Origin of the sequence: Streptomyces sp. NBC_01232 (genome assembly GCF_035989885.1) — a bacterium.
Classification (GTDB): domain Bacteria; phylum Actinomycetota; class Actinomycetes; order Streptomycetales; family Streptomycetaceae; genus Streptomyces.
This window is the reverse complement of sequence record NZ_CP108518.1, coordinates 4,146,260-4,167,163: the sequence shown is the minus strand read 5'-3', so window position 1 is coordinate 4,167,163 and position 20,904 is coordinate 4,146,260. Positions and strand designations below refer to the sequence as shown.

The window sequence follows — 20,904 nt, the reverse complement described above, 5'->3', positions numbered from 1 at the left end:
AGGAGCTGGCACCCATGTACGAACCCACCGTTGCCCGGCTCACCTACCGGGCCCTGCTCGGCCGGCGCCGCGCCCTGATCCTCTTTGCGCTGCCCGCCCTGCTGATCGTCATCGCACTCGTCGTCCGTGCCTTCGTCGGCGTGGACGACAAGGTCGCGGCCGACCTCCTCGGGGGCTTCGCCCTCGCCACCATGGTTCCGCTGATCGGTGTCATCGCCGGCACCGGAGCGATCGGGCCGGAGATCGACGACGGCTCCATCGTCTACCTGCTCGCCAAGCCGGTGAAGCGCCCGACGATCATCATGACCAAGCTGATCGTGGCGATCTCCGTCACCATGGTCTTCTCCGCGATCCCCACCCTGATCGCAGGTTTCATCCTCAACGGGAACGGCCAGCAGATCGCCGTCGCCTACACGATCGCCGCCCTCGTGGCCTCGATCGCCTACAGCGCGCTGTTCCTGCTGCTCGGCACCGTCAGCCGGCACGCGGTCGTCTTCGGCCTCGTCTACGCCCTGATCTGGGAGTCGCTCTTCGGCAGCCTGGTCTCCGGCGCCAAGACCCTCAGCGTCCAGCAGTGGGCGCTGTCCGTCGCCGAGAAGGTCGCCGGGAACGGGTACGTCGACGCCACCGTCGGCCTGCCCACCGCCGCGATCCTGCTCTGCGCGGTCACCGTCGGCGCCACCGTCTACGCGGGCCAGAAGCTCCGCCGCCTCACCCTGGCCGGCGAGGAGTAGGCCCCAGCGCGGCGCTGCGAACCTGTGCCCCGCCCGGCCCACCGGCCGGGCGGGGCACAGGTTCGCGCGTCATCATCGGTGCATGGTCGCGCACACCGAGCCGGAGCCGTCCAGGCCACTGCGGTCCTGGATACGGTCCTCGCCCGGAACGCACATCTGGCTGCTGATCATCGCCGTCACCAGCATCATCGTCGCGATCGCGCCCGACCAGATCGACCGGGTCCTGCTGCACCGCAACAGCAGCAACATCACCCAGCTCGTGAAGTACCCCGTCCGGGCACTCGTCAGCAGCGCCTTCTGGATCGCGGACCCGGCCTCGCTGGCCCTCTACGCCGTCCTCTTCGAGCTGTTCCACGCCCCCGTCGAACGCTGGCTCGGCACCCTGCGCTGGCTCCTGATCGTCGCGACCGCCCATGTGGTCGCCACACTGGTCAGCCAGAAGGTCCTCCTGACGGCCATCCAGGACCACCGGGCCCCGCAGAGCATGACCCATGTCGTCGACATCGGCGTCAGCTACGGGCTCGCCGCCTCCATCGGTGTCCTCACCTACCGGATCCCCGGACCCTGGAAATGGCTCTACCTGGCCGGAGTGATCGCCTTCTTCGGGATCCCACTGACCACCGGCGGCACCTTCACGGACCTCGGTCACGCCATAGCGCTCTCGGTGGGTCTGCTCGCGTGGCCGCTCACCCGCCACGTTGTTTCACGTGAAACATGACGAAGACGCAGGCCCGAATCAGGAGGTGTCCGCCTCTGCCTCCGGTTTCGCGACGCCGTGCTCCCACGCCCACGAGGCGATTCCCACCCGGTTCCGTGCCCCGAGCTTGGCCTGCACGTTCGCGATGTGGGTCTTGGCCGTCCCCGCGGTGATGAACAGCTTCGCGCCGATCTCGGCATTGGTGAGTCCCCGCGCCACCAGACGCACGATGTCCACCTCCCGCTCCGTCAGCGGATGCGCCGCGGGCCGGGCGACCGGACCCGCCTGCGTCAGCCGGCTCAGCAGCCGCACCGTGATCTGCGGACTGATCAGCGTGTCCCCCGCCATCGCCGACCGCACCCCTTCGATCAGCAGCGCCGGCCCGGACCGCTTCAGCAGAAAGCCGCAGGCACCGTTGCGCAGCGCGGTGTGCACGTACTCGTCCAGGTCGAAGGTGGTCACCACCAGCACCCGCGTCTGCGGGGCCAGCAGGCGGGTCACCTCCAGCCCGTCGAGCCGCGGCATCCGGATGTCCGCCAGCACCACGTCCGGCCGCAGCTCCCGGGCCAGTGCCACCGCGCTCTCCCCGTCCGCGGCCTCCCCCACCACGGTCATGTCCGGCTGCGAGTCGAGGATCAGCCGGAAGCCGCTGCGTATGTCCTCTTGGTCATCGGCGATCAGAATGCGTGTGGTCACGCCGCCATGATCACCCGAGGGGCTGCTCCTGCGCCGGGAAGACGGCGCAAACCCGCCAGCCTCCGTCGGGACTCGCCCCGGCCCGCAGCGTGCCGCCGGCGGCCTCCACCCTGGCGCGCAGCCCGGCCAGCCCGGTGCCGCTCCGTCGCCGCAGTCCCAGTCCCCGCAGTCCGCCCGCGCCCCGGGCCGGTGCGGAGTTGGCCACGCTCAGCTCGATCCCCCCGGCGGCCCGGTGCAGGCGCACCCGTACCAGTCCTGCTCCGGGCGCGTGCCGGCGTACGTTCGTCAGGGCCTCGACGGCCACCCGGTACGCGGTGGTGTCCGCCTCCCGCGACAACCCCCGGACCGCCGCCGGATCGGCCTCCAGTACCCCGCCCTCGAAGCGTTCCACCAGCCCCGGCAACTCGGAGGTCCCGGGGACGGAGGCGGACCGCGCTCCGGCCGCCTCCCGCAGCGCGTGCACCGTCCGGTCCATGGAGGCCAGTGCCCCGAGCCCCGCCGCCTCGATCCGCTCCAGCGCGCGGACCGCCTGCTCGGGGTCCTTGTCCGCCACGAACCGGGCCGCCTGCGCCTGCACCACGATGGCGCTCACATCGTGTGCCACGAAGTCGTGGAGGTCCCGGGCCAGTTCCAGCTGCTGGTCGCGCCGGCCGTCCCGGACGGCTTGCCGCATCCGGCTCGCCTGCCGGCGCAGATACCCGCCGGCGGCCAGGGCCCCGAGCGCCGGCAACGCCCAGAACGCCGCCGCCCCGCAGGCCTCCAGCCAGGACGCCGCCTCCCACATCAGCGGGAGGGGCCAGAGAGCGACGGCGGCCACGCCCAGCGAGGCGGCGGCGGCCCCCGAACGCACCGGGGACCAGCGGGCCACCAGGCCCAGCAGCGGCAGCAGCAGGCACACCCAGAGCAGCACCCACGTCGCGGGCACCCCCAGGAACGAGGCGAGGAGCCCACCGACCGCCGCGAGAGCGAGCAACGGAGCATAAACAGCACGCGTGTTCACGGTCATGAGGCCGACCCTACGAGCGCACGAGCGGCCGGAGCATCTGCCGTTCGGCAGAGCCGGCCCGGGCCGCGCCACCACGGGCCCGCTGATCGGCAGATGGTCCCGGAGGTTCTGCCCGGCCAGGCTTGAGGCATCACCGACCGCCTCATGCAAAGGACTTGGACCATGGCCACGCTCACAGCCCCCGCCCCCGCCTCCGCCACCCCGGCCGGACCCGTCGTCAGCCGGCCGATCCGCTGGGCCGCCCACGCGGCCGCCCTCACCCTCGCCCCCAGCGGCCTGTGGAGGGTGGCCATCGCGGTCGGCATACCCGTCGGCTGGGGGGCCGGCAGTGGACTGGAGGCCGAACTCTTCCCCGGCAGGTGGTCCTTCTACCTGGTGGCGCTCAGCCTCTTCGCCGAAGGCCTCGGCCTCCTCAGCCTCGGTCTCGTACAGCGCTGGGGCGAGGTGGTGCCGCGCTGGATCCCCTGGCTGGGCGGTCGCCGGATCCCGACCCTCGCGGCGGTCGTACCGGCTGCTCTGGGAGCCGTCGCGGTCACCCTGGTCACCGTCCTGGCCGCCTTCCACTGGAATACGAGCATGGCGGCGCCGGGCGCACCCACCGGGGCCGGCTGGTGGCTCATGACCGTCTGCTACGCACCCCTCGTGCTCTGGGGGCCGCTCCTCGCCCTGGTGACCGCCGCCTACTGGCGCCGCCGTCGGATCCACGGCTGATGCACGGAAATTCGCTGGTAAGCGACCTGCGCCGGGTGCAGAGTGAGGGGTGCGGGGAGCAACAAAAGGTCCGGGGCAGCCACTTCGAGCGCGCCTTGCGGCGCGGGCCGTCCCGGACCTCTCCTCCCTCGTACGCCTTGCGGCTTACGCCCTACGCTGCGCCCAGCAGACGCTCCAGCACCACCGCGATGCCGTCCTCCTCGTTGGAGGTCGTCACCTCGTCGGCCACGGCCTTGAGCTCCGCATGGGCATTGGCCATCGCCACCCCGTGCGCGGCCCAGCCGAACATCGGGATGTCGTTGGGCATGTCACCGAAGGCGATCGTCTCCGCCGCCTTCGCCCCCAGCCGGCGTGCGGCCAGCGACAGGCCCGTGGCCTTGGTCAGGCCCAGCGGCAGGATCTCGACGATGCCGGGACCCGCCATGACGATGTCGACCAGGCTGCCCACGGTCGAGCGGGCCACCTTGACGAGCGTGTCGTCGTCCAGCTCGGGGTGCTGGATGTAGAGCTTGTTCAGCGGAGCCGTCCAGAGCGCCTTGGTGTCGTCCAGGTATATGGCCGGGAGGCCCTCCTGCACCTGGTAACCGGGCCCGAACAGGACCTCGCCGTCCACCCCGTCCCGGCTGGCCGCGAGGGCCAGCGGGCCGATCTCGGCCTCCAGCTTCGACAGTGCCAGACCGGCCAGCTGCCGGTCCAGGGTCACCGAGGTCAGCAGCCGGTGCGCGCCTGCGTCGTAGACCTGCGCGCCCTGCCCGCAGACGGCGATCCCCTTGTAGCCGAGGTCGTCCAGTACGTGCCGGGTCCAGGGCACGGCCCGGCCGGTCACGACGATGTGCGCCGCGCCCGCCGCGGTGGCCGCGACGAGCGCTTCACGCGTGCGTTCCGAGACGGTGTCGTCGCCACGCAGCAGCGTGCCGTCGAGGTCGGTCGCGACGAGCTTGTACGGGAACGGGGCCGGGCTCACTTGGCGATCGGCTCCAGGACCTCGCGGCCGCCGAGGTACGGACGGAGCGCCTGCGGCACACGTACCGAACCGTCGGCCTGCTGGTGGTTCTCGAGGATGGCGACGATGGTGCGCGGCACGGCGCACAGGGTGCCGTTCAGCGTGGACAGCGGCTGGGTCTTCTTGCCGTCGCGGTAGCGGATCGACAGACGACGGGCCTGGAAGCTGTTGCAGTTCGAGGCCGAGGTCAGCTCGCGGTACTTGCCCTGCGTCGGGATCCACGCCTCGCAGTCGAACTTGCGGGAGGCGGAGGCACCCAGGTCACCGGTGGCGACGTCGATCACCTGGAACGGCAGCTCCAGGCTGGTCAGCCACTGCTTCTCCCACTCCAGGAGACGCTGGTGCTCAGCCTCGGCCTCCTCCGGCGCGACGTACGAGAACATCTCGACCTTGTCGAACTGGTGGACGCGGAAGATGCCGCGGGTGTCCTTGCCGTACGTACCGGCCTCGCGGCGGAAGCACGGGGAGAAGCCGGCGTACCGCAGCGGCAGCTTGTCGGCCTCGATGATCTCGTCCATGTGGTACGCGGCGAGCGGGACCTCGGAGGTGCCGACCAGGTAGTAGTCGTCCTTCTCCAGGTGGTAGACGTTCTCGGCGGCCTGGCCGAGGAAGCCGGTGCCCTCCATGGCGCGCGGGCGGACCAGCGCCGGGGTCAGCATCGGGATGAAGCCGGCCTCGGTGGCCTGGGCGATGGCCGCATTGACCAGCGCCAGCTCCAGCAGGGCGCCCACACCGGTCAGGTAGTAGAAGCGCGAACCGGAGACCTTGGCGCCGCGCTCGACGTCGATGGCGCCCAGCAGCTCGCCGAGCTCCAGGTGGTCCTTGGGCTCGAAGCCCTCGGCGGCGAAGTCGCGGACGGTGCCGTGCGTCTCCAGGACGGTGAAGTCCTCCTCGCCGCCGACCGGGACGTCCTCGTGGACGATGTTGCCGAGCTGGAGGAGAAGCCGCTTGGCGGCTTCGTCGGCCTCGTTCTGCTCGGCCTCGGCCGCCTTGACGTTCTGCTTGAGCTGCTCGGCCTTCTTCAGCAGCTCGGCCCGCTCCTCCGGAGAGGCCTTCGGAATGAGCTTGCCGAGCGACCTCTGCTCATTGCGGAGGTCGTCGAAGCGCACGCCGGAGGACCTGCGGCGCTCGTCGGCGGAGAGGAGTGCGTCGACGAGTTCGACGTCCTCTCCACGGGCGCGCTGCGAGGCGCGGACACGGTCAGGGTCTTCACGGAGCAGCCGGAGGTCAATCACCCCTCCAGGCTACCGGGCTGGGGTTCCTGGGATCACACCGATATCACGCTGCGTGTCGCTATGTCCCAATTGCAACGAATGGATAAGTCTTGACGGCCGACCGGAAGTGTCCTTTGCTCCGGCGTCGATAAAAGCGGGTCCATTCCCCGAAAAGGGGCAGAATGCCGACGGTCGGCCGGGTGCTGAGCAGGGCCGGAGAAGGTTCTTGTCCACAGGAATTGGCGAGGCCCGCAGGTTATCCACAGGCTGTGTGCTGCATCTGTGGACACAGGAATAGATCATTCCTGATCGGTGGATGGCCGAGGCGAATCAGGGTTCAAACCGCCCTCACACACTCATTCGGGTGGGAATGACTCGCCCCAAAGAGTTGATCGGTGATGCGGAGGTGACACCGTTCACCTCCCGCTCCCCAGAGCGAAACCTGAGCCCCTCGGCCGATTTGTCGACCTTGTCGTGCCGTTCTGTCGACTTGTCCCCAGGTCCCTATCCCGGCCTGTGGATAACTCTGTGGACAGTGGACGACTTCCTACGCCCGCCCGTCGAGGCAACGCCCCAGCCAGTCGGAGGCGGCCGTGAAGTCGCCGTCGGAGGTTCCGGCCCGAGGAGCCCGTACGTCACTCTGAGCGACACCGGCGCGGGGGTAGGACCCGAGGAAGCGGACCTGGGGACAGGTGCGCTTGAGGCCCATCAGGGCCTCACTGACCCGCCGGTCGGAAATGTGGCCCTCGGCATCGACCGCGAAGCAGTAATTACCGATGCCCTGTCCGGTCGGACGGGACTGGATCAGCATCAGGTTCACCCCGCGGACCGCGAATTCCTGGAGGAGTTCCAGCAGTGCACCGGGGTGGTCGTCGCCGAGCCAGAGCACGACGGAGGTCTTGTCCGCGCCGGTCGGCGCGGCCGGCCGGGCCGGGCGTCCCACCAGGACGAATCGGGTCTCGGCGTTCTCCGCGTCGTGGATCTCCGTCACCAGCGGTACGAGCCCGTAGGTGGCGGCGGCGAACTCACCCGCGAAGGCGGCGTCGAAGCGGCCCTCCTGGACCAGCCGGGCGCCGTCGGCGTTCGAGGCGGCCGACTCCCACACCGCGTCGGGCAGGTTCGCCCGCAGCCAGTTGCGCACCTGCGGCTGGGCGACCGGGTGCCCGGTGACGGTCTTGACCTCCGACAGGGCGGTCCCGGGCCGCACGAGGAGCGCGAAGGCGATCGGCAGCAGCACTTCGCGGTAGATCATCAGCGGTTCGCCCGCGGCCAGCTCGTCGAGGGTGGCGGTGACCCCGCCCTCCACCGAGTTCTCGATCGGGACCAAGGCGGCAGCCGCCTCGCCGGCCCGTACGGCGTCCAGGGCGGCCGGTACCGACACCATCGGGACGAGTTCCCGTGTCGCGGCTTCCGGCAGGGTGCGCAGGGCGGCCTCGGTGAAAGTGCCCTCGGGACCGAGATACGTGAAGCGGGTGGCTGACATGCGATCAGCCTAATGCCGGGGCGCCGTCCCCCGGGTTGCCGTTCACCCTTCGAGCAGCCGCTGCCCCACGTACTCGTCGCCGCGGGGGCCGGGCGGGACCGCGTACAGGCCACTGGACTCGTGCCGGATGAACTCCGACAGCGCGTCCCCGCGGTCGAGCTTGCGCTGTACGGGCACGAATCCGCGCAGCGGATCGGCCTGCCAGCAGATGAAGAGGAGACCCGCGTCGGGGGTGCCGTCGGCGCCGATCCCGTCGTGGAAGGAGAAGGGGCGCCGCAGCATGGCGGCCCCGCCGTTCTGCTCGGGGGCGGAGATCCGGGCATGGGCGTTGGACGCGATGACGGGCTTCCCGTCGGCGCCGAGCTTGTCGAGCTGCATCTCGGTGGTCTCGCCACCGCCGGTCAGGGGGGCGCCGGTGGCCTTGGTACGCCCGATGACCTGCTCCTGCTGGGCGGGCGACTGCTTGTCCCAGTCGTCGAGGAGCATGCGGATGCGCCGGACGACGGCGTACGAGCCGCCGGCCATCCAGGCGTGCTCGGCCGGCCCGGGTCCTGCGCCGGGAACGAAGATCCGCTTGTCGAAGTCGGGCTCCGAGGGCTTCGGGTTGCCGGTGCCGTCGATCTGGCCCATGAGGTTGCGGGCGGTCATCGGGGTGCCCGTGGCGCCGGGGGTCCGGTTGAAGCCGTTCATCTGCCAGCGGACGCGGGCGGCCTCCCCGGCGTCCTTCTGCAGGGCCCGCAGCGCGTGGAAGGCGACGAGGCCGTCGTTGGAGCCGATCTGGACCCACAGGTCGCCGTTGCTGCGCTGGGCGTCGAGCCGGTCCGAGGAGAAGTCCGGCAGCGGGTCGAGGGCGGTGGGCCGACGGGCGGTGAGACCGGTGCGCTCGAAGAAGGAGTGGCCGAAGCCGAAGGTCACGGTGAGGGAGGACGGGCCGGCGTCGAGGGCGATCCCGCTGTCGGAAGTCGGGGCCGGCTCGCCCGCCATCAGCCGGCGGGCGGTGTCGGACCAGCGCCTCAGCAGCGCGGCGGCCTCCGTACGGCCCGCCCCGGCGGCGAGGTCGAAGGCGACGAGGTGCCCCTTGGCCTGCAGCGGGGTGGTGATGCCGGCCTGGTGGTCCCCGTGGAAGGCCACCTGGGTGGCGCCGAGGGAGGCGAGGCTCCCGGCCGCGCCCGTGGCGGAGCCGCCTCCCGGGCCGGCGAGCGTGGAGTGCGCGAGGGCGCCGCCTGCGGAGCCGAGGGCGATCCCGGCGGCGCCTGCGGCGCCGACGGTGCCCAGCAGCCTGCGCCGGGAGATCTCGATGTCGGGGGTGCTCTCGGTCACGCTGTTCAGCCGATCTTCACGGTCTTCTGGACGGTGGTCTGGTCGATGTCGGAGGTGCGGACGGTCACGTCGAGGCGCCACTCGCCCGCGAGCGGCAGCTGGACGCCGGACGCGGTCCAGTGGCCGGGCGCCGCCTGCTCGGGGACGAGCGGCAGGGGGCCGATGTCCTTGGCGGGAAGGGTGAAGGCGACCTTGATCTCGGGAAGGTCGAGGGGCGTGCCGTCGGCGCTGTCGGACCAGAGGTGCAGGGTGTTCGCGCCGACCCGTCCCGGGTCGAGTTCGAGGCGGACGGACCCCTTGCCGTTCGGGCCGCCGGTGTCGAAGGGGAGGGTGATCTTGACGGCGCGGTCGGGGACGGCGGTGCCGGTGGAGCCGCTGCCCGCCTCCTGCTCCACGGTCCGTCCGGGCTCGGTACTGGTCAGCACGGTGGTGACGGCGAGCAGGATCACGGCGATGGCCGCCTCGGCAAGGACGGAACGGCGCAGGCCGGACCGGTCCGGGTCGGCGTCCCGCACCCGCTTCTCGCGCGCGTTCTCCCGGGCGGCGCGCTGCCGTGCGAGCTGGGCAGCGCGCGCCGGGTCGGCGGGGACGGTCACGGGCTCTGTTTCACGTGAAACATCGGAAGTGTCAAAGACGTCGCCCGGGGCTGTTTCACGTGAAACATCGGCGGAGGCCTGTGCGACGGCCACAGGGGTCTCGGCGAGCCGTGCGGTCCACTTGCGGGACACGTAGGCGATGGCGAGGAGGACGGCGACCAGGCCGACCTTGAGGAGCAGCAGCTGCCCGTACTCGGTGCCGGTGAGCGCGGACCAGCTGCCGAGCTGGCGCCAGGACTGGTAGACGCCGGTGACGGCGAGCACCAGGACACTGACGAAGGCCACCCTGGAGAAGCGCCGGACGGCCGCGCGCTCGATGCCGGGAACCTTGTGGAGGGCGACCAGCAGCGCGGCGAGACCGCCGAGCCACGTGGCGACGGCCATCAGGTGCAGGATGTCGGCCGGCATGGCGATACCGGGCTGGATACCGGTGGAGGCGTGCTCGGAGAGGGCCCAGGTGGCGGCGATACCGCCGGACACGACGGCGCCTCCGATGGCCAGGCCGAAGGTGAGATCGCTGGTGTCGTCCGGCTTCGCGGACCCGTCCGAGTCCTCGGACCCGTCGGACGCGTCGGACCTGTCCGACCCGTCCGAGCTGTCGGACCCGTCCGCCCTGTCGGTCTTCGCGGTTGCCTCGGTCCCGCCGGGCCCGGGGGCGTCCCCCACGCGGCGCGCGTACACACCGAAGAGGACCGCGACGAAGAGGGCGGCCGCACCCAGCAGGAGCAGCCTGGAGACCAGCGAGGCTCCGGTCTTGGTCTCCAGGACGGCTCGCAGCCCATTGAGATCGAACATGTCGGAGAAGTTTCCCGACCCCGTATAGGGGGTCCGGAGCACCAGCATCGCGAGGGTGGCGGCGGTCAGTGTGATCCAGGCGCGCACGACGAGCTTCTGGAGCGGTCGTTCGGCCGCGCCCCGCCGCCAGCACAGCAGGATGAAGGCCGCGCCGCCCACGAGGACGGTGAACCCGGCGTAGGCGGCGTAGCGGGCGATCCCGTACGCGATGCCGACGGGTCCGCCGCCCGTCTGCGTGGTGGGCAGGGTGACATCGGTGGCCGAGGGCGCACCGATGGAGAACGTGAAGGCGCCGGAGATCGGATGGCTGTCGGCCGAGACGGCCTGCCAGGCGACGGTGTAGGTGCCGTTCGGCAGCCCGGAGTGCAGCGCGGTGCCGTAGCGGATGGTGTTCCCGCTGCACATGTCGCGCAGCTCGCCGGTGTCCACGCGCCTGCCCTGGGGGTCGAGGACGCGGATGGAGTCGTCGCCCATGGCGACCTGCTCCGAGAAGGAGAGCGTGACCTGAGCGGGGGCCGTGGCGACCACCGCCCCGTCCTTGGGGTCGCTCGCGGTGAGTGCGGCGTGCGCCGTGGCCGGTGCGGCCGCGGCGAACAGGGTTGCCAGCAGAGCTGCGAGGACCAGCGCGAGCCGCGGCAGGACTGCCGTGGCACGGACGCGGGCCGTGGAGGGAGCGGGGGCGGTGGCCGTCATGGCGTGTCAGTTCCTCGGTCCGTCAGTGGGCGTTGCCAGCCGTGGATGGGGCCTGCGCGTTGTACGTCCGGTCCTTCACGTCCAGCTCGACCTTGACCGGGCCGGCCTTCTCGAAGCGGAGCTCGACGGTGACCTTGTCGCCGACCTTGGGGGTGCTCTTGAGCCCCATGAACATGATGTGGTTGCCGCCGCGCTCCAGCCGGAGCTCGCCGTTCGCCGGCACGTCCATCGACTGGACCTGCTGCATCTTCTGGTCCTTGGTCTCGTGGATCTGGAGATCGTCGGAGAGCGAGGAGGTGATGCCCGTGAGCTTGTCGGCGGTCTCGGAGCCGTTCTTGATGACCATGAACCCGCCGGCCATCTTGTCGTTCACGGGCTGGGGCATGAAGGCGCCGCTGACGGCCATCTTCGGTTCGGCGTCGCCGGAGCAGCCGGATATGGCGAGTGCTGCCGTCAGGGAGAGGGCGACGGCGAGGGTGCGGGTGGTGCGGGCGGTCACGGGTTCTCTCCCTTGATGACCTTCGGCAGGTCCTTGGTGTAGTCGTCGACGGTGGTGCCCTCGCCGTAGAGGAGGTAGCCCTCGTCGGTCTTCGGCGAAAACGCGATGACCTGGGCGCCGTGCATGGAGACGACGTCGCCGTTCGCATCCTTCGTGGCGGCCTCGATGCCGATGCCGAGCGAGCGTGCGGCGGCCTGGATGGTGGCGAAGTCCCCGGTGAGTCCGACGAAGGAGGGGTCCTGCGCCTTGAGCCACGCGCCGAGGGACTCGGGAGTGTCCCTCTCGGGGTCGGTGGTGACGAACACGACCCGGAGATTGTCCTGGTCGGCCTTGGGGAGCGCCTTCTTGGCAACGGCGATGTTGCTCATCGTCAGCGGGCACACGTCGGGGCAGCTGGTGTAGCCGAAGTAGATGAGGGTCGGCCTGCCCTTGGTCTGCTCACGCAGGTTCCACGGGTTGCCGGTGGTGTCCGTGAGGACGAGCTCGGGCTTCCCGAAGGGGCGGTCCAGTACGGTCGCGGCCTTGGTACGGCTCTGGCCGCCGGCGATCTGGGTGACCGAGCCGGTCTTGGGGGGCTCACCGCCGCAAGCGGTGAGCGTGAGTGTGGCCGCCGCGAGCAGAGCGGCGACCGTCACACGTGTGGTGCGCATGGAGAAATGTCCCTGGGATCGGGGATGTTACGGACGTTCGAAGAGGCGGCGCCCCGGGGCGCCGCAGATCAGGCGGAGCGGCGGCGCGAGGCGATGCCGAAGGCGACACCGCCGAGTCCGACGACGATGCCGGCGATGCCGAGGACGCGCGCGGTGGTGTCGGAGCCGTGTTCGGCGGCGGCCTTGTCGTGGCCGTGCCCGGCGTCCTTGTCGGAGTTCTTCGGCTCGTCCGCCTTGGCGCCGCTGCCGTGGTGGTCGTCGCCCTGCGGGGCGGTCAGCTTCAGGACGGGCGCGGGGTTCTGCGGCTCCGCGGCGCCTTCCTTGGCCTCCTCGATCCAGCGGACGACCTCACCGTTGTCGTACGTCTGGATGGACTTGAAGACCATCTGGTCGGCGCTCTCGGGCAGCTTGCCCACGGAGAGCGGGAACTGCTGGAACTTCCCGGGCTCGATCTTTCCGCCGGACCAGGTCACCTTGGTGACGGCCTTGGTGATCTGCTTGCCGTGGACCGTCAGCGGCTTGTCGAGGTCGCTCGTCTCGACCTTCACGGTCCAGCCGGGAACGTCCTGCGGCATGACGGAGCTGAGCGGCTGGTCGATCGGGAAGTTGACCTCCAGCTGCGTGGTCGACGCGTTGTCCCGCTCGTTGGGGACCTTGAAGTTGATCGTCGCGTAACCGCCCTTGGCGGCCTCGCCGGCAGGCTGCACGCCGACGTGGGCGAAGGCGGGGCCGGAGAGGACGAGGACGGAACCGGCGGCGACGGCGGCGGCGATGGAGACGCGAGAGGTCTTCATGGCAGGGAACACTCCACGGAAGCAGGGGTGGCGTTTGCTCCGGGCACGGGTGCGCACGGAGTTCGCGGCACCGCTGTCCCGCTGGGTGTCCGGGAAGGAGGGCGCCGCGTCAGGCTGCGAGGGCGAGCGCCATGGGCGGGCCGCGCCGGATCACCGTGTGCTGCAGCACTTCCCGGCCTGTGCGGCGGGCGGGGTCGGACCCGGTCCGCGCGACCTTCGGGGTGCGGGCGGCCGAGCGCGGGAGCCCGGCGCCCAGGGCCCGTACGAAGGCCAGTGCGGCCCGCAGCGCGCGTACCGGGGCGGCTTCGGCGGAGCGTCGGGACAGTTCGGCGAGGCGGAGGAGTGCGGCATCGCCGCGGCCGAGCAGCCAGCCGGCGGCGACCGCGGCCAGCAGGTGCCCGGCCAGCATGGCCGGGCTGAACAGGCCGGTCGCGGGCGCCGCGGTGACAGCCTGGGCCACGTGGGCGTGCGCGCTGTGCCCCTGCGCGAGGGCCTGTCCGGCCTGTCCGGCGTGAACGGCCTGCTCCGCCAGAGCGGCCGGGTCCAGGCCCGCGGCCTCCAGGATCTGCCGGGCGTCGGCCGGGCTGAGCGGTACGGAGTTGCCCCCGCAGACCAGCCGGGCGGCGAGCTCTGCGAGCGAGGCATCGGCGGTGCCGGCCGGAGCCTGCGCGGCCGCGGCACTGTGCTGGCCGAGGCCGAACAGCGCGTGCAGGCCGAGTTGTCCGGCGGTGAGCCCGGCGGCGATGCCGGGCAGCGTCCGCCGGCGGCCCGCGAGCGGGGCGGCGATCGCGAATACGGTGAGGAAGCCGAGGGAGAGGGACCACCAGGGCACGGTGGCGCAGGAGGCCAGGGCGTGCCCGGTCGCGGACAGCACGACACAGACCGCGGTGAACACCGCGGCCCGGATCAGCCGGAGGCCGGCTTCGGCGTGCGTCGCGTGGGGGTCAGACATGGCCGGGCCATCATCGCACTGCGCTCCGGCCCTTCATACGGCAGGTCCGGAAGGTCCGCATGGGTCTCTTCTGAGGCGACCGTCCCGGTCCGTCGGCCTCTTGTCGCCACGGCTGCCGCATGTGCCCCGCCGCATACACCGCCGCCCGGGAGAGCCGCATCGGCCGAACGAGCGCATTGAGGTCTCGGACGGCCCCAGGGCGCTTACGCCCCCTCGCGGGCGGCAATAGGTAACCGTATGAGCATCTGGTGGTCACTCCACTTGAGGCGCGAAGCTGCGAGCGTGCCGCTCGCCAGGCGATTGCTGCTGGGGACGATGGAGACCGCGGGGGTGGACCCGGACATCTCCTTCGATCTCTCGGTGGCGCTGACCGAGGCCTGTGCGAACGCGGTGGAGCACGGCGGGGGCGGCGAAATCCCGGACGACGACGAGGCGTACCACGTCACGGCCTACCTGGACGGGGACTGCTGTCGCATCGAGGTGACCGACTCCGGTCCGGGATTCCCGCCCGCGACGGTGGCCCGCCGCAGACCCTCCCTGGCCGAACACGGCCGGGGCCTGCATCTGATCGCCGAACTCGCCGACCACGTCCGCTTCCGCAACCGGACCGGCTGCGGCGGCGCGGTGGTGAGCTTCGACAAGATGCTGAAGTGGCGCGACGACGCGCTGCTCAGGGTGTCGTAGGAACGCCGTTGGGCGGGCCCCTTGGAGGATCCCGCCCAACGAGACGTACCGCCGATGGCGTCAGCCCTTCAGGCGCGCCATCCAGGCCTCGACCTCGGTCGAGGTGCGGGGCAGTCCGGCCGACATGTTCCGGTTGCCGTCCTCGGTGACGAGGATGTCGTCCTCGATGCGGATGCCGATGCCGCGGTATTCCTCGGGCACGGTCAGGTCGTCGGTCTGGAAGTAGAGGCCGGGCTCGACGGTCAGGCACATGCCGGGCTCGAGGGTTCCGTCGACGTATGCCTCGCGGCGGGCGGCGGCGCAGTCGTGGACGTCCATGCCGAGCATGTGACCGGTGCCGTGGAGGGTCCAGCGGCGCTGCAGGCCCAGCTCCAGGACCCGCTCGACCGGGCCTTCCAGCAGCCCCCACTCGACGAGTTTCTCGGCCAGGACGTGCTGGGAGGCGTCGTGGAAGTCGCGGAACTTCGCACCCGGCTTCACCGCGGCGATGCCGGCTTCCTGGGAGGCGTAGACCGCGTCGTAGATCTTGCGCTGGATGTCGGTGTAGGTGCCGTTGACGGGGAGTGTGCGCGTGACGTCGGCGGTGTAGAGGGAGTGGGTTTCCACGCCGGCGTCGAGCAGCAGCAGGTCGCCGGAGCGGACGTCGCCGTCGTTGCGGACCCAGTGCAGGGTGCAGGCGTGCGGGCCGGCGGCGCAGATGGAGCCGTAGCCGACGTCGTTGCCCTCGACGCGGGCACGGAGGAAGAAGGTGCCCTCGATGTAGCGCTCGGAGGTGGCCTCGGCCTTGTCGAGGACCTTCACGACGTCCTCGAAACCGCGGACGGTGGAGTCGACGGCCTTCTGCAGCTCGCCGACCTCGAACGCGTCCTTCACGGCGCGGGCCTCGGAGAGGTAGACGCGCAGCTCCTCGTCGCGCTCCTTGGTCACCTTGTCGGTGAGGGCGGACTCGATCACCGAGTCGTGGCCGCGCACGGCGCGGACCGGGCCCTCGGCCTCGGTGAGGGCCTCGGCGAGCTCACGGACGTCCTTCGCCGGGATGCCCAGAAGCTGCTCGGCCTCGGTGAGGGAGTGGCGGCGGCCGACCCACAGCTCGCCCTGGCCGGACAGCCAGAACTCGCCGTTCTCCCGGTCGGAGCGCGGCAGCAGGTAGATCGTGGCGGTGTGACCGGCCGGCCCGGAGGGCTCCAGGACCAGGACGCCGTTCTCGGTCTGGTCGCCGGTGAGGTACGCGTACTCGGTCGAGGCCCGGAAGGGGTACTCGGTGTCGTTCGAGCGGGTCTTCAGGCGGCCCGCGGGGATGACGAGGCGCTCGCCCGGGAAGCGGCGGGACAGGGCGTCGCGGCGGGCGACGGTGTGCGCGGCCTGCTCGATGGGCTCCAGCCCGTGCAGCTCGGTGTCGGCCCAGCCGCTGCGCATGTTCTCCGCGAGTTCGTCGCTGACGCCCGGGTACAGACCGTTCTTGCGCTGCTTGTGCGTCTTCTTGGGCTGCTCTTCTTCCGGGGTCTCCGGGGTGAGCTCGTCAGCCACGTCTTCTCCTCAGCTACGACGGTACGGACCTGGGTGTGGACCGCATCCATCGTATGCATGTACGGAGAGGGCTGTTCCGAATCGTGCCGTCCGTCACGATTCGGAACAGCTCCGGGCCTCACTCGAACCGGGCGGCGAGCAGCACGATGTCCTCGGGGGCGTCGGTCGGCTCCCCGCCGGGCAGCACGGTCCGCAGGATGTGCTCGCACAGGGCCGCCGGATCGTCGCGGGCGCTGCGGGGTACCCCCGCGGCTGCGGCGTGCAGCCGTGCGTAGGCCCGGTCCATCGGGTCGCCCGTGTGGTGGAGCAGCCCGTCGGTGTAGAGAAGCACCGTTTCTCCGGGTGCAGGTTCGATCTCCACGCTCGGCGCCTCCCAGCAGGACAGCATGCCCAGGGGTGCGGAGAGCGAGGTCTCGACGTACTCGGTGCGGTGCTCGCCGATCAGCAGCGGCGGGGTGTGCCCGGCACCGGCCAGGATGATCTTGCTTCTCTCGCCCGCGGGCTGGGATCCCCCGGCGGGTTCGCAGTAGGCGAAGAGCGCGGTGGCGGAGCGGGCGGGCTCGGTGAGGCGCAGCAGCAGCTCCAGGTCGGACAGGACGGCTACGGGGTCCTCGCCCTCCATGACGGCGTAGGCGCGCAGTGATGCGCGCAGCCGGCCCATCGCGGCGACGGCGCTCGGCCCGGATCCGGTGACGGATCCGACGGCCAGGCCCAGGGCTCCCTCGGGCAGCGGCAGCGCGTCGTACCAGTCGCCCCCGCCCCGCGGCCCCGTGTGGTGGCGGGCCGCGAGCTGCACCCCGGGGATCCGGGGGAGCCTGCTCGGCAGCAGCTCCTCGGAGACGGTGGCCAGCTGCGAGCGGCAGCGTTCCACCTCCAGCATCCGGGCCAGGTGCTCGGCGGCGTGCCGCACGTACAGCCCGACGAGGTCGCGCTGGCGGTCGTTCGGCTCGGCCTGCTCGTCGTAGAGCCAGACGGCCGCGCCGAGCCGGCCGGTGGCCTCGGCGGTGAGGGGGAGCGCGTAGCTGGCGGCATAGCCGAGGCGGGCGGCGACCTCACGGTGGCGGGGGTCGACGGGGGCGGCGAAACCCCCGGCGCCGGGGGGCGCCCCCGGTTCGGGGAGGACCTCGGAGCCGCCCTGGGCGTCGGGCAGGCCGTCGAGAATCCGCCCGTAGGAGGTGGCACTGCGCGGCACGGTCTCGATGTGGCCGAGCTCCGCGTGGCCGAGCCCGAGGCCGATCGTGCTGGTCGGGCCGAGTCCGTCGGAGGGCTCCAGGACGACCAGACCGCGGCGGGCGCCGACGAGTGCGGCTCCGGCGCGCAGGAACTCGCGGAGCGAGGTGTCGAGATCACTGGCGCGAGCGAGGCGCTCGGTGAGCTCGTGCAGGGTGGTGAGATCCGAGACCATGCCCGCCAGCCGGTCCTGGATGACACTGCCCGGGCCGGGCGGAGGGGCCGGTGCGGGGGTGGTCCGGGCGGGTGTGGGCGCCGCAGTCTGCGGTGACACCGTTACTGCTGGATCGATTCCAGCCACTTTCGGCAGATGCGGGGCGCTCATGGCGTCCGCCTTTCCACCTGGTGCGATTCGCCAAATAGCATCGCAAACCCCCAGATCGTGCTGCGCCGCCATCAAGGAATCCACATCTACACGCACACGTGGATGCATGTCCAGCATTGCCAAGGTGGGAATCCTGGTGTCCAGGGGGCGGCAACTCACTGTCGGGTCAAGGCTAGAACTTGGCCGGAAAAAGCTGGAAGCAGTCGGTTTTTGCGATCGACTGGGCGGGCTCCTCAAGGGGTCGGGTACCTACTCCTAGGTGCCCGGGGCGAGTTGGCGCTGCGCGGAACCGCCCGGCGCGGGCCGTCGTCCTTAGCGGCGGCAGCCGGTCTCGGCGGTCGGCGCGGGTCGTGCTCCCACCCCGCGGGACGTTTGTTGGACCCGTAAGAAATCTGCACGAACCGTGTGAACCTGCTTCGGCGGACAGTGACGCGAAACCTGTACGTGTGGTGAGACACCGGTTACATGGTGTGATGTGGCCTCGGCGTTCAACGGAAAGGAACGAGCGCACATGCGCGAGATCCTCGGAAGGCGTCTCCAGCGGCTCCGCGATCGCTTTCAGTCCCTGCGCCCCGACCCCGGACGGAGCGGCGGCACGTCCGCCCTCCTCGATGCGGCGCTCGTCTGCGCCACCACCTGGCAATGGCCGGTCCTGCCCGGCGTGGGCCGGTCCGCCACCGACGGATCGCGGTGCGCCTGCCCGGAACCCGACTGCGTCGTTCCCGGCGCGCACCCCTTCGACCCGGGACTGCTCGCCGCCACCACCGACCCCCGGATGGTGGCCTGGTGGTGGGCCAACCGGCCCACCGCTCCCGTCCTGATGGCCACCGGCGGGCCCGCCCCGTGCGCGGTGAGCCTGCCGGCCGGCGCGGCCGCGCGTGCCCTCGTACGACTGGACGCGCAGGGCATGCGGCTCGGCCCGGTCGTGGCCACGCCCACCCGCTGGTCGCTGATGGTGGCTCCGTACTCGCTGGAGCGCCTCGGCGAACTCCTGTACGCCAAGGACCACGTGCCCTCCTCGCTGCGCTTCCACGGCGAGGGCGGCTACCTGTTGCTGCCGCCCTCCGCCGCGTCCACCGGCGGCCAAGTGCGCTGGGAGCGGGAGCCGCGGGCGGATCGGCGGCCGTCGGGTGCACGGGGTGCGGGAGACCTCTGGCTGCCCGAGGTCGAGGCGGTCGTGGACGCTCTGGTCGAGGCCAGCAGCGGTGCGCCGGGAGGCGGCAGCAGGCTCGCGTACTGATCTGCCGGGCGATCGGCACGGCGTTGGCAGGGCGGCTTCCCGGGCGCCCTGCCCGGCAACGGGCCGGGCGCCGTGCCGGGGCCCGGGGATCACTCGTACGGGTGCCAGCGGGACGAGTTTCCAAGGGAATTGGGCGCGGGGATCTCCGTGCCCCATTCCCGCCTCGCTATCTTCGGCGAATGAATCTCCGCCTGATCGGTATCGGCGCCGGTGTGCTGATCATCTTGTCGCTCCCGCTCGCCGGAGCGATCGCCGGGCCGGATTTCGCCGGTCAGGATGATGGAAAGGGCGGCGGCTTGTTCTCGGCCCTCGGGCTTTCGGAGCCGTCCCGTACGTCCGCTGCGACGCCCGCCCGCTCGGCACCGTCGGCCGGCCCGCAGCAGCCCGGCCCGGCCGACCAGCCCCGTACGGATTCCCGGTGCGGACCCGAACTGTCCTCGCCGCACGGGGTGGAGGCGCAGACCTGCGTGCTGGTGGGTGAAGGCCATACCTGGGGCCGGAGTTACTACCGGAACACAAGCGGCCGCGCACTCGATGCGGTGCTGACGATGATGGGACCGGCCGGGCGCACGGTCCAGATCAGGTGTGCGGTGGGTGCGGGCGACGAACCGGGCCTGTGCGAGACGCCCAAGGAAACATCGGCAGGGGAGCCGGAGAGTTACTCGGCCGTAGCGGAATTTGCAGTTCCGGATGATGAAGGGGAACTGCTCCTGAGGTCCGGGAGCAACTCACCGGCACCGGGTGACGGTTGATCGCACCCTGAAAATCAAGGGCCCGGTCGCTGGCGACGGGGGATGCACCAGCGACCGGGCTACAAGAACGGTAACAAGAGATCGCCTGTTCGCAAATTCGATCTCCGATATTCAGACACCGATTTGCAGACGATTAGCGGGAGTTGTGACTCCGGTCACCGGCCCCGCGCGTGCTCCCGGTCAGCTGAGCGTCACCTGGCGGTTGGTGAGTCCGCCGCGGGCCCGGCGCTCCTCCGTGGTCAGCGGAGCATCCGTGGCCAGAGCCCCGGCCAGGCGCTCCGCGAACTGCGCCGCGGGCTTCTCGACGTCGTCGGCCGTGACCCCGGTGGGCAGGTCCCAGACGGGGACCATCAGGCCGTGCGCACGGAAGGAGCCGACGAGCTTCGTGCCCTCGCCGAGCGAGGTCGTGCCGGCCGCGTGCAGCCGCGCGAGCGCGTCGAGCAGCTTCTCCTCGGGGTGCGGCATGACCCAGCGCAGGTGGTTCTTGTCCGGGGTCTCGCACCAGTAGGCGGCGTCCACGCCGGTCAGCTTGACGGTGGGAATGGCGGCCGCGTTGGCGCGCTCCAGCGAGGCGGCGATCTCCGGCGAGGCGCTCTGGGCGCTCTCGGATTCCGGAATCCAGAATTCGAACCCGGTGTGGACAACCGGCTCGAAACCGCCGTCGACGTCCAGGAGATCCTGAAGTCGGGGACCCTCGGCGGGAACGCGGCGGGCGGCAACGGGAGTACCCGGCTCGGCCACGAGGGCGCGCTCCAGGGTGTCGGCCATGTCGCGGCCGAGGTCGCCGGAGGACGAGTCGTTCTGCAGGCCGAGGAGGACGGAACCGTCCTCGCGGCGCAGCGCCGGCCATGCCATGGGCAGCACGGTCACCAGGGTGACGGAGGGGACGCCCTCGGGCAGGCCGCCCTTGAGGGTCAGGGGGACGGTGGCCGCGGGAACCAGCTCGCGCAGCGCGACCCAGTCGCATTCGCCCGGCAGGCCCTCGAAGGGGCGCTGCACGTGCTCGGTGACGGCGTGCGCGGCGGCTGCGCCGTGGCAGGCCTTGTAGCGGCGGCCGGATCCGCAGGGACAGGGCTCGCGGGCGCCCACAACCGGGATCTCACCGTTGTTGAGCTGCGGCTTTGCAGTCTTGGCTGCGGGGCGCTTCTTGGCCATCGTGCGTGTCTCCCGGTTGCGGCGGTACGGCGTCGTGTCTCGGCGCGAGCCTAGCCGTTCGTACCGCCGGAACCGGTTGGTTGCGGCCGGGAGCACGGTCGGCGTGCGCTCCCGGACGGCCGCCTGTGCGGATGACCGGTACTGCTGT

At 71.2% G+C, this 20,904-nt stretch carries 20 protein-coding genes; 6 read left to right on the top strand and 14 right to left on the bottom strand.

Going from position 1 to position 20,904, the window contains the following annotated elements; all coding sequences use genetic code 11:
- Window positions 1-14: 14 nt before the first annotated feature.
- A complete protein-coding gene (locus OG444_RS19250) occupies window positions 15-734 on the top strand; it encodes an ABC transporter permease (protein ID WP_327263328.1) in 720 nt (239 codons plus the stop codon).
- 82 nt (window positions 735-816) lie between these two features.
- Complete coding sequence (locus OG444_RS19245) at window positions 817-1,452, top strand: rhomboid-like protein (RefSeq protein WP_327263327.1); 636 nt, start codon at window positions 817-819, stop codon at window positions 1,450-1,452.
- Window positions 1,453-1,470: 18 nt separating this feature from the next.
- Here the strand turns inward: OG444_RS19245 and OG444_RS19240 are convergent, their stop codons facing one another.
- Window positions 1,471-2,127, bottom strand: coding sequence for a response regulator transcription factor (locus OG444_RS19240; protein WP_327263326.1), 657 nt, complete (start codon window positions 2,125-2,127; stop codon window positions 1,471-1,473).
- A 10-nt stretch (window positions 2,128-2,137) separates the two neighbouring features.
- On the bottom strand, window positions 2,138-3,133 hold the full coding sequence (locus tag OG444_RS19235; protein ID WP_327263325.1) for a sensor histidine kinase: 996 nt from the start codon (window positions 3,131-3,133) through the stop codon (window positions 2,138-2,140).
- Between the two features lie 162 nt (window positions 3,134-3,295).
- Here OG444_RS19235 and OG444_RS19230 point away from each other — a divergent pair, with 162 nt between their 5' ends.
- Window positions 3,296-3,844, top strand: coding sequence for a hypothetical protein (locus OG444_RS19230; RefSeq protein WP_327263324.1), 549 nt, complete (start codon window positions 3,296-3,298; stop codon window positions 3,842-3,844).
- Between the two features lie 151 nt (window positions 3,845-3,995).
- Here the strand turns inward: OG444_RS19230 and OG444_RS19225 are convergent, their stop codons facing one another.
- From OG444_RS19225 to OG444_RS19185, 9 genes are all read right to left on the bottom strand, one after another.
- Window positions 3,996-4,808, bottom strand: coding sequence for an HAD family hydrolase (locus tag OG444_RS19225; protein ID WP_327263323.1), 813 nt, complete (start codon window positions 4,806-4,808; stop codon window positions 3,996-3,998).
- Window positions 4,805-6,082 carry a serine--tRNA ligase gene (gene serS / locus OG444_RS19220; protein WP_327263322.1) on the bottom strand — a complete coding sequence of 426 codons (1,278 nt, stop codon included), beginning with the start codon at window positions 6,080-6,082 and terminating at the stop codon, window positions 4,805-4,807. The genes OG444_RS19225 and serS overlap by 4 nt, the downstream gene beginning before the upstream one ends.
- 526 nt (window positions 6,083-6,608) lie before the next feature.
- Window positions 6,609-7,544 carry a prephenate dehydratase gene (gene pheA, locus OG444_RS19215; protein ID WP_327263321.1) on the bottom strand — a complete coding sequence of 312 codons (936 nt, stop codon included), beginning with the start codon at window positions 7,542-7,544 and terminating at the stop codon, window positions 6,609-6,611.
- A 42-nt stretch (window positions 7,545-7,586) separates the two neighbouring features.
- Complete coding sequence (gene efeB / locus OG444_RS19210) at window positions 7,587-8,873, bottom strand: iron uptake transporter deferrochelatase/peroxidase subunit (RefSeq protein ID WP_442810765.1); 1,287 nt, start codon at window positions 8,871-8,873, stop codon at window positions 7,587-7,589.
- Window positions 8,870-10,948 carry a copper resistance CopC/CopD family protein gene (locus tag OG444_RS19205; protein WP_327263319.1) on the bottom strand — a complete coding sequence of 693 codons (2,079 nt, stop codon included), beginning with the start codon at window positions 10,946-10,948 and terminating at the stop codon, window positions 8,870-8,872. The genes efeB and OG444_RS19205 overlap by 4 nt, the downstream gene beginning before the upstream one ends.
- A 22-nt stretch (window positions 10,949-10,970) precedes the next feature.
- The gene (locus OG444_RS19200) at window positions 10,971-11,447 is read right to left on the bottom strand and encodes a copper chaperone PCu(A)C (RefSeq protein ID WP_327263318.1); all 477 of its coding nucleotides are present in this window, start codon (window positions 11,445-11,447) and stop codon (window positions 10,971-10,973) included.
- Entirely contained in the window at window positions 11,444-12,097 is a 654-nt protein-coding gene (locus OG444_RS19195) for an SCO family protein (protein WP_327263317.1), read from the bottom strand. Before OG444_RS19195 ends, OG444_RS19200 begins: the two co-directional genes overlap by 4 nt.
- 68 nt (window positions 12,098-12,165) lie before the next feature.
- Window positions 12,166-12,891 (bottom strand): YcnI family copper-binding membrane protein, encoded by a 726-nt coding sequence (locus tag OG444_RS19190; RefSeq protein ID WP_327263316.1) that lies wholly within the window; start codon window positions 12,889-12,891, stop codon window positions 12,166-12,168.
- A 109-nt stretch (window positions 12,892-13,000) separates the two neighbouring features.
- Window positions 13,001-13,843, bottom strand: a complete 843-nt coding sequence (locus OG444_RS19185; RefSeq protein ID WP_327263315.1) for a hypothetical protein — start codon at window positions 13,841-13,843, stop codon at window positions 13,001-13,003.
- A 237-nt stretch (window positions 13,844-14,080) separates the two neighbouring features.
- Here OG444_RS19185 and OG444_RS19180 point away from each other — a divergent pair, with 237 nt between their 5' ends.
- Window positions 14,081-14,527, top strand: a complete 447-nt coding sequence (locus OG444_RS19180; protein ID WP_327263314.1) for an ATP-binding protein — start codon at window positions 14,081-14,083, stop codon at window positions 14,525-14,527.
- A 60-nt stretch (window positions 14,528-14,587) separates the two neighbouring features.
- Here OG444_RS19180 and OG444_RS19175 read toward each other — a convergent pair whose 3' ends face one another.
- Entirely contained in the window at window positions 14,588-16,054 is a 1,467-nt protein-coding gene (locus tag OG444_RS19175; RefSeq protein ID WP_327263313.1) for an aminopeptidase P family protein, read from the bottom strand.
- Window positions 16,055-16,172: 118 nt separating this feature from the next.
- Complete coding sequence (locus OG444_RS19170) at window positions 16,173-17,726, bottom strand: PP2C family protein-serine/threonine phosphatase (protein ID WP_327266856.1); 1,554 nt, start codon at window positions 17,724-17,726, stop codon at window positions 16,173-16,175.
- Between the two features lie 394 nt (window positions 17,727-18,120).
- On the opposite strand from OG444_RS19170, the gene OG444_RS19165 reads away from it, so the two are divergent.
- Together OG444_RS19165 and OG444_RS19160 are read left to right on the top strand one after the other, a co-directional pair.
- The gene (locus OG444_RS19165) at window positions 18,121-18,849 is read left to right on the top strand and encodes a bifunctional DNA primase/polymerase (RefSeq protein ID WP_327263312.1); all 729 of its coding nucleotides are present in this window, start codon (window positions 18,121-18,123) and stop codon (window positions 18,847-18,849) included.
- Window positions 18,850-19,028: 179 nt separating this feature from the next.
- On the top strand, window positions 19,029-19,601 hold the full coding sequence (locus OG444_RS19160) for a hypothetical protein (RefSeq protein WP_327263311.1): 573 nt from the start codon (window positions 19,029-19,031) through the stop codon (window positions 19,599-19,601).
- A 180-nt stretch (window positions 19,602-19,781) separates the two neighbouring features.
- Here OG444_RS19160 and OG444_RS19155 read toward each other — a convergent pair whose 3' ends face one another.
- The gene (locus tag OG444_RS19155; RefSeq protein ID WP_327263310.1) at window positions 19,782-20,756 is read right to left on the bottom strand and encodes a DUF5926 family protein; all 975 of its coding nucleotides are present in this window, start codon (window positions 20,754-20,756) and stop codon (window positions 19,782-19,784) included.
- Between the last annotated feature and the right edge of the window lie 148 nt (window positions 20,757-20,904).